This window comes from Amycolatopsis rhizosphaerae (genome assembly GCF_007713715.1).
Taxonomy (GTDB): Bacteria; Actinomycetota; Actinomycetes; order Mycobacteriales; family Pseudonocardiaceae; genus Amycolatopsis_E; species Amycolatopsis_E rhizosphaerae.
In genome coordinates, this window is the sequence record NZ_VJWX01000414.1 from 1 (window position 1) to 6,338 (window position 6,338).

At 70.3% G+C, this 6,338-nt stretch carries 7 protein-coding genes; 3 read left to right on the top strand and 4 right to left on the bottom strand.

The genetic code is table 11. The annotated features are described in order from the left end of the window. Both FNH05_RS29110 and lpdA read right to left on the bottom strand, forming a co-directional pair. On the bottom strand, nucleotides 1–236 hold a 236-nt coding region (locus tag FNH05_RS29110; protein WP_342781629.1), incomplete at its 3' end, for a biotin/lipoyl-containing protein. Nucleotides 237–292: 56 nt separating this feature from the next. Beyond that, nucleotides 293–1,666: a dihydrolipoyl dehydrogenase gene (lpdA, locus tag FNH05_RS29115; protein ID WP_144592052.1), complete on the bottom strand. Its 1,374-nt coding sequence runs from the start codon at nucleotides 1,664–1,666 to the stop codon at nucleotides 293–295. A 193-nt stretch (nucleotides 1,667–1,859) separates the two neighbouring features. On the opposite strand from lpdA, the gene FNH05_RS29120 reads away from it, so the two are divergent. After that, nucleotides 1,860–2,192, top strand: a complete 333-nt coding sequence (locus tag FNH05_RS29120) for an oxidoreductase (RefSeq protein WP_186382792.1) — start codon at nucleotides 1,860–1,862, stop codon at nucleotides 2,190–2,192. Nucleotides 2,193–2,238: 46 nt separating this feature from the next. On the opposite strand, the gene FNH05_RS29125 is transcribed toward FNH05_RS29120, so the two are convergent. Then, the gene (locus tag FNH05_RS29125) at nucleotides 2,239–3,744 is read right to left on the bottom strand and encodes a leucyl aminopeptidase (RefSeq protein ID WP_144592054.1); all 1,506 of its coding nucleotides are present in this window, start codon (nucleotides 3,742–3,744) and stop codon (nucleotides 2,239–2,241) included. 74 nt (nucleotides 3,745–3,818) lie between these two features. On the opposite strand from FNH05_RS29125, the gene FNH05_RS29130 reads away from it, so the two are divergent. Further along, the gene (locus tag FNH05_RS29130) at nucleotides 3,819–4,814 is read left to right on the top strand and encodes a hypothetical protein (RefSeq protein WP_144592055.1); all 996 of its coding nucleotides are present in this window, start codon (nucleotides 3,819–3,821) and stop codon (nucleotides 4,812–4,814) included. Here FNH05_RS29130 and FNH05_RS29135 read toward each other — a convergent pair. Next, entirely contained in the window at nucleotides 4,783–5,070 is a 288-nt protein-coding gene (locus FNH05_RS29135; RefSeq protein ID WP_144592056.1) for a hypothetical protein, read from the bottom strand. The two genes, FNH05_RS29130 and FNH05_RS29135, sit on opposite strands and share 32 nt — an antisense overlap. Nucleotides 5,071–5,130: 60 nt before the next feature. Between FNH05_RS29135 and FNH05_RS29140 the strand changes: the two genes are divergently transcribed. Continuing rightward, complete coding sequence (locus FNH05_RS29140) at nucleotides 5,131–6,234, top strand: branched-chain amino acid aminotransferase (RefSeq protein ID WP_144592057.1); 1,104 nt, start codon at nucleotides 5,131–5,133, stop codon at nucleotides 6,232–6,234. Nucleotides 6,235–6,338 lie beyond the last annotated feature (104 nt).

Here is a 6,338-nt window from a genome sequence, read left to right on the forward strand (position 1 = left end):
CCGTCGTCGATCACCGCGAGTTCACCGCCGACGTCGACGGTCTCGTCTTCCTTGGCGACGATCCGCTGCAGCACGCCGGCCACCGGCGAGGGCACCTCGGTGTCGACCTTGTCGGTCGAGATCTCCAGCAGCGGCTCGTCCACCGCTACCTGGTCACCCTCCTGCTTCAGCCACCGGGTGACGGTGCCCTCCGTGACGCTCTCCCCGAGCTCCGGCAATGTGACGGAGTAGGCCATCGTTCGCTGACTCCCTTGAATCTTGTTGCTGTGGTCTTCTTGGACTGGCGGTTTCGTCAGCTGTGCACGTGCAGTGGCTTTCCGGCCAGGGCAAGGTGCGCTTCGCCGAGGGCCTCGGTCTGGGTCGGGTGGGCGTGGATCAGCGGAGCCACGTCCTCCGGGAAGGCCTCCCAGTTGTAGATCAACTGGGCTTCGCCGATCAGCTCGCCGACGCGATCCCCGACCAGGTGCAGGCCGACGACCGGCCCGTCCGGCGCCTTGATCAGCTTGACCGCGCCCGAGGTCTTGAGGATCTGGCTCTTGCCGTTGCCGGCGAGATCGTAGGTGAAGGTGGTGACGCCGGTGCCGTACTTCTCCTTGGCCGCGCTCTCGGTCAGGCCGACCGAAGCCACCTCGGGATGCGAGTAGGTCACGCGGGGGATGCCCGCCTCCTCGATCACCCGCGGCTCGAGTCCGGCGAGCTCTTCGGCGACGAAGATGCCCTGGGCGAACCCGCGGTGCGCCAGCTGCAGGCCGGGGACGATGTCGCCGACCGCGTAGACGTTCGGCAGGTTCGTCCGCAGGCGTTCGTCGGTGAGCACGAAACCGCGCTCCATCCGCACGCCGGCTTCCTCGTAGCCGTGGCCGGCCGTGTTGGGGCCGCGACCCACCGCGACGAGCAGGAGGTCGGCCTCGAGGGTCTCGCCGGATTCCAGCGAAACGCTCACGCCGTTCTCGTCCTGCTTGGCGCCGGTGAACTTCACCCCGGTCTTGAAGGCGATCTTGCGGCGACGGAAGGCCCGCTCGAGCTGCTTGGAGGCGAACTCGTCCTCGTTGGGCACGAGCCTCGGAAGCGCTTCCACGATCGTCACGTCCACCCCGAAGGAGGCCCAGACGCTGGCGAATTCGACGCCGATGACGCCGCCGCCGAGCACGACCACCTTTTCCGGGATGTAGTCCAGGGTCAGCGCGTCGTCACTGGCGATGATCCGGCCGCCCAGCTCCAGCCCCGGCAGGGTGCGGGAGTAGGAGCCGGTGGCCAGGATGACGTTCTTGCCGGTGTAGCGCTGCCCCTCCACCTCGACGGTGGTGCCGCCGACGAAGGTGCCGGTGCCCTCCACGATGGTCACCTTGTGGGCCTTGGCCAGGCCCTGCAGTCCCTTGTAGAGCCGCGAGACGACGGCGTCCTTGTACTTGTGGACACCGGCGATGTCGATGCCCTCGAGCGTGGTCTTGACCCCGAACTGCTCGCCCTCGCGCGCGGTGTCGGCGACTTCCGCGGCGTGCAGCAGCGCCTTCGTGGGGATGCACCCGCGATGCAGGCAGGTCCCGCCCAGTTTGTCCTTCTCCACCAGAACCACGGAAAGGCCCAGCTCGGCGGCGCGGAAAGCGGCGGCATAGCCGCCCGATCCGCCACCGAGTATCACTAGGTCGGGGCCAGCGTCGGTCACGTCAGTTCTCCTCGAAGAGCTCGGTTGGCGATGCTCGTCTCGTATCGCCTCAACGTTGTATTACGTCTCGACGCTCATCATCTTGTCACTAGGGACTTCGCTGGTGCGACCGAGGCGGTAGTGCCGGTGACCACACGTCCGGCCGCGCCCTGATCACCGGAATAATGGCGGGCGAAGTCGATCGGAGATGGGGGTGGTCCGGGTGGGCCTGTTCGACTCGCTGCGCAGGAAACGCAGGCCAGGGACGCTGCGTGGGCCCAGTCAGGGCGATACACGTCATCTCGGGGAATGGGCGGACAGCCGTCGCGGTGTCGAGGCCTATGTGGAACCGAAGACGACGGTCACCGACACCACTGTCGTGCTCGTCGCCCACGACGGGGAGTGGACCCGGCGCCGCATCGGCAGCCTCGACGCGGCGCAGCAATTCGGCCGCAAGCGCGGTATTCCGGTTTATGAAGTGACGAAGGTCGGTTACCCCAGGCGCATGCGCGAATACACCCAGCGCCAGAAACGCGCCCAGGGCTGACCCGCGTGGGCCGTGAGGGACCCCCTCACGGCCCACGCGGCGCCGGTCAGCCGTTGGCGGCGATGTCGGCGAGCACGGCGGCGATGGTCCGCACCGGGACGCCGGTGCCACCCTTGGCCGTGTAGCCGTACGGCCCACCCGTGTTGAAGGACGGGCCCGCGATGTCGATGTGCGCCCAGGGAAGGCCGTCGGCGACGAACTCGCGCAGGAAGATCCCGGCGGCGAGCATGCCGCCCCACCGGTGCCCGGTGACGTTGGCCAGGTCGGCCAGGCGCGAGTCGAGGTCGCCGCGCAGCTCCTCCGGCAGCGGCATCGGCCAGCCGCCTTCGCCGGTGGCCTGCGCGATCGCCGCGACCCGGTCGCGGAACTCGTCGGAGCCCATGATCCCGGCGGTGCGGTTGCCCAGCGCCACCACCTGCGCACCGGTCAGGGTGGAGGTTTCGACGAGGTAGTCGGGGGAGTCTTCGGCCGCGCGCACGATCGCGTCCGCGAGCACGAGGCGGCCCTCGGCGTCGGTGTTGAGCACCTCGACGGTCTTGCCGCCGTACATGCTCAGCACGTCCCCCGGACGGTAGGAAGTGCCCGACGGGAGGTTCTCGGCGAGCGGGATGGTGGCGGTGACCTCCAGCGGGTACTTGAGTTTCGCCGCGAGCACGACCGACGCCAGCACCGCGGCCGCCCCCGACATGTCGGAGGTCATCTGGTCCATGTTGGCCGCGGGCTTGATCGAAATGCCGCCCGAGTCGAAGGTGATGCCCTTGCCCACCAGGGCGATCTTCTTGGCGGGCTTGGCCGCGCGGTAGCTCACGCGCACCAGCCGCGGCGGCCGGGCGGAGCCGCCCCCGACGCCGAGGATGCCGCCGAATCCCTTGCGCTTCAACGTCTTTTCGTCCAGCACCTCGAAGTCGAGACCATGGGCCTCGGCGAGTTTGCGTGCCTGGTCGGCGAAGGAGGCGGGGAACAGGTCGTTGGGCGGGGTGTTGATCAGGTCCCGCGCGATGATCACCGATTCGGCGATCGAGGTGGCGGCCTTCAGCGATGCCTTGTGCGCCCGCGACGTGCCCTCGGCGGGCTGGACGAAGTCCACCGCGGCGAGCGGCGAGTCGCCGGGCTCGGACTTGTACTGGGTGAACTTGTACGCGCCCAGCGCGGTCCCTTCGACGGCCGCGTTCAGGTCCAGCTGGGAGAGGAGGAACAGGGCGCGCGCGGTGCCGGACAGTGCGCGCGCGGCGGCACCGGCGGCGCGGCGGACCTGCTCGGCGGTGACCGAACCGTCCGCGCCGGCCTTGCCGAGACCGACGGCCAGCACGAGACCGGCGGTGAGCTTGCCCAGCGAGGGCAGCTTCACGGTCTCCTCGGCCTTGCCACTGGCACCCAGCGTGGACAGCGTGCTCGCCAGCTGACCGTCGAACGCCGCGTCCACCGCTTCCGTCCCCGGCGCGAGGAGCGGACCCTCCTCGCCCTGCAGCGTGCCGATCACCACCACATCGGCCCGGCTCTTGCTCAGCCCGGCCTCGGTGCTTTCGTACAGGGCAAACTTCGGCACGGTCACTTTTGGCTCCTCGCGCGCTCGTCGTGGTGATTGTGAGCCATGCTAATGACCGGGGCCGGAACGGAGAAAGGCAGGTGGCGGGCGTGCGGCTGGGTGCCGGGTTGCTGATCGCGCTGGCCGCGGGTGCCGCCGCCGGCGGTTGGTGGCTGCTCGCCGGAGCGGTGCTGGCCGGAGCGCTCGCGGCCTGCGTTCCCGAGCCCGCGGCGGAACTGGAACGCGCGCGGAAGATCCCGCTGGCCCGGGCTACGGGCCTGGCCGCGAGAGTGGGCCTGCTGCCGGTCTTCGGCTCGGTGTTCGGCGCCTATCTGGTGCCGGAACACCGGGCTCCGGCCGCCGCGGCGATGGTGCTGGTGGTCACCGCGGCCGCCCTGCCGGGCAGGTCGCTGCCGCGGTTCGTGCGGGCCTGGCTGCTGGGCATCGTGCTGGTCGCCGGGGCCGGGCTGGTCGCGTTGTGCGCCGCCATCGCGCCGGAACGCGGGGCCGGTACCGGGCCGGGGCCGCTCGGCATGTTCGCCGCCGCGGCGGTGCTGTTCCCGCTGCTGTCCCGGCGCGGCGCGAAACCTTCCTGGTGGGAGGCCGGTGCGGTGGCCGCCACGCTCGCCGTGTGCGCCGGGGCGTTGTACCAGCTCGGCCCGGTGCGCCTCGGCCTGTCCCCGGTCCCCGTCCGGGACCTGCTGGCCGCGGTGGACGGTCGTCCGCTCGAACCGCTGCTGGCCGCGGTGGTCGTGATCGCGACGGTGCCCGCGGCCTTCGGCGAGCTCGCCGCGATCCGCACCCGGCTCCCTGGCTGGCAGGAGACGCTCGCGTGTGGGGCGGCCGGTGCCGCCGGGGCCGCGCTGCTGGCACCGGTGCCCGCGCTGCTGCTCGCGGCCGCGCTGGCGCTGGCCGAGGTGCTGGTGAGGGCCCTGCTCACGCTGTCGGTGCGCAGGCGGGACCTCCGCGCGGTGGTGAGCGCGGCGCTGGCCGTCACGCTGCTGGCCTGCCTCCCGGCGTGGTACCTGCTGCCTGCCCTCGTCGTGATCGCGCTGGCGCTGGTCGCTAGTCGGCCAGCAGGAACGACAAAACGGTGAACGCCGCCGCCGCGACGGTGAGGACGACCAGGCCCTTGACCGGTACCTGCCGGGGCACCATCCGGCCGCCGAGCACATGCCGCCACCAGACCAGGCCGAGGGCGACCGCGATCAGGCCGAGCACGATGCCGAGGGCGTTGCCCAGCAGGAGGTAGACCAGCAGCACCAGTACCCCGGCGGAGTAGGTGAGCAACGCGGGGACCAAAAAGGTCCGCAGATCGGCGGCCTTCGCGCGTGAGACGCTTTTTCCGGTCACCCTCGGCATCCTAGGGGAGGAGGGATTCTCGGACGTCCAACTAAGGGATATCCTGCTCAAATGACAATCTCGACGCCGTTCACCAGTATCCCGCACCCGTCCCCCGCGTCCGCGGAGCGTGTAGCCGAGGTACTGGCGAACCCGGGCTTCGGGAAGTTCTTCACCGACCACATGGTGACCCTCCGTTTCGACACCGAGCGCGGCTGGCACGACGGGCAGGTCCGCCCCTACGAACCGCTCGTGCTCGATCCGGCGACCTCGGTGCTGCACTACGCCCAGGCGATTTTCGAGGGGCTGAAGGCCTACCGCCAGCCGGACGGTTCGATCGCGGCGTTCCGTCCCGATGCCAACGCGAAGCGGTTCCGTGACTCGGCGCGCCGCATCGCCATGGCGGACCTGCCGGAGGAGCTGTTCATCGAGTCGCTGCGCCGGCTCATCGCCGTCGACGAACGCTGGGTGCCCACCACCCCGGGCGAAACCCTGTACCTGCGGCCGTTCATGATCTCCACCTCGGTGGGGCTCGGCGTGAACGCGCCCGCCAGCGAGTACCTGTACACCGTCATCGCCTCGCCCGCGGGCAGCTACTTCAGCGGCGGTGTCAAGCCGGTGAGCGTGTGGCTGTCCACCGAGTACGTGCGTGCCGCCCCGGGCGGCACGGGTGCGGCCAAGTTCGCGGGCAACTACGCCGCCTCGTTCCTCGCCCAGGCCCAGGCCGTCGAGCAGGGCTGCGACCAGGTGGTCTGGCTCGACGCGGTGGAGCGCCAGTGGGTCGAGGAAATGGGTGGTATGAACCTGTTCTTCGTGTTCGGCTCCGGTGCCGACGCCCGGGTGGTCACGCCCGAGCTGAGCGGCTCCCTGCTGCCGGGCGTGACCCGGAGCTCGCTGCTGGAGCTGGCACGGGACTTCGGGCACCAGGTCGAGGAGCGGCGCATCTCCACCGACGAGTGGGAGAAGGCCGCCCTTTCCGGCGAGCTGACCGAGGTGTTCGCCTGCGGGACCGCCGCGGTGATCACGCCGGTGGGCCGGGTCAAGCACAACGACGGTGAGTTCACCATCGGCGGTGGCGAGCCCGGCGAGCTGACCATGAAGCTGCGGGCCGAACTCACCGGCATCCAGGAGGGCACCCGCCCCGACCCCCACCACTGGATGCGCACGCTGTCCTGACCGGGCCACGATTTCGGAACGGCCGTGAGGGGTCCCCTCGCGGCCGTTTCGACCAGGGCCCCGGCAAAGTCGGTCCTTGCATGGGCGAGTCCCACCCTCCGGCG